Origin of the sequence: Paraburkholderia panacisoli, assembly GCF_008369935.1 — a bacterium.
In the GTDB taxonomy this organism is placed as follows: Bacteria; Pseudomonadota; Gammaproteobacteria; order Burkholderiales; family Burkholderiaceae; genus Paraburkholderia; species Paraburkholderia panacisoli.
The window spans coordinates 1-1,434 of sequence record NZ_VTUZ01000142.1 but is presented as its reverse complement, the minus strand read 5'-3'; the positions used below and the strand labels follow the sequence as shown (position 1 = coordinate 1,434).

The window sequence follows — 1,434 nt, the reverse complement described above, 5'->3', positions numbered from 1 at the left end:
TAATGCCGTTCAGTTAAGGTTCTTCTTCAAGAATCGAACGGTGTAACGGTGAGGGCGAGATTTGACGACCCGGTCGCATGTGCGGCCGGGTCGTTTTTCATTGGGCAGCGACTTGAGGCGCTCACGCAGGCGCTTCAGACAGGCGGGCAATTTCGCATAGGCCGGCGTTAGTGCGGCCCACATCATTTCGTGCTGGATCGTGTGCAGGGCGCGCACGAAGCTGATATCGGTCGGCTCAAGCTTCGCTTCCCATGCGGCGCTGGCGATCTCACGGCGAATCAGGTTGTAGGCGATCAACGCACCCCATATTTCCTGGTACACACCTTCGACCGTACGACTGCGTAAAGTCAACTCCGCGCCGAGCATCGATTGCTTAAGCTCGCAGTAACTGGTTTCGATCTGCCAACGGCGCTCGTAGCAGGCCAGGATATCAGCGGGTTTGAAGCGGCGCCGATCGCCCAGCGAAGTGAGTAGCACGCGTTCGCGCCCGCGCGCGTCGATGGTGCGGATCGCTCGCGCATTCCAGAATTCGGGCAAAGCCGGGCACTTCTTGCGCGCCTGCGGCGAGACGCGCATGCGTACCGTCGCATCGTCAGCGGTACCCGAGATCACTTCCCAGCGGCTATTGGATTTCGCGGGAATCAGGAAGTGGCGGTTATGTCCTCCCATCGTCAGGCCACAGAGAATTTCGGCAGCCAGAAAGCCTTTGTCGAATACCGTCAGTGAATCTTCCGGTATCTGCGGCAACAGGCCTTTGGCATACACCATCTCGTTGGTGTCGTAACGACCGAAATTGATGTCGGCGATCAGATGCGTCGGAATCGCCGTGAGCGTCACTGCGCGCACCTGCGGATAGCTGGCCACCCTGCCACTGGCGTAACCTTGTGCGCCGAAGTGCTCGCGGTTGGCGGGGCTGTCGGCAGTGCGCAGCGTGGTGCCGTCCATCGCCCACAAACTCAACCCCTTGAACGCATGGCGAGCCGCGTCCTGCCTGGTCCAGGCTCGGGCTGTCCGGCCAAAAAGCCACGCCAGCGGCGCTTCACCGATGCGCTGACGCGCCTGCGTCACCGCGCTCTTGCTGACGAATGGTGCATCCTCGCTGGGCAGCGCCAGATCGAGTCCGTCAAGCACTTCACTGATTGACCAGTGCCGGTACATGGCCAGAGCAATCACCAGCCATACCACCTGCTCGGCCGGCAGGCGTCGCCGCCGCAGGCTTGCCGTCCCCGTAGCACGCACCGCGTGCTCAATCCATTCGTAAGGCAGATGCTCGGCCAGCCGGCTCAGGTCGGCTACCGGCTCCTGCGCTTTGATCAGGTAGGTAAGGTGGGCTGAGAGCATCGCGCCGAAAAGTTAACATCCCGGCGCGCCGTTTACAACTTCTTCCTGCTCCGCAAATGAAAATGCCGTTCAGTTCTTAACTGAACGGCATTA

At 60.6% G+C, this 1,434-nt stretch carries 1 protein-coding gene; it reads right to left on the bottom strand.

Annotated elements, in window-relative coordinates; translation table 11 throughout:
* Positions 1-9: 9 nt before the first annotated feature.
* Positions 10-1,341: an IS4 family transposase gene (locus tag FVF58_RS51010; protein WP_149676987.1), complete on the bottom strand. Its 1,332-nt coding sequence runs from the start codon at positions 1,339-1,341 to the stop codon at positions 10-12.
* Between the last annotated feature and the right edge of the window lie 93 nt (positions 1,342-1,434).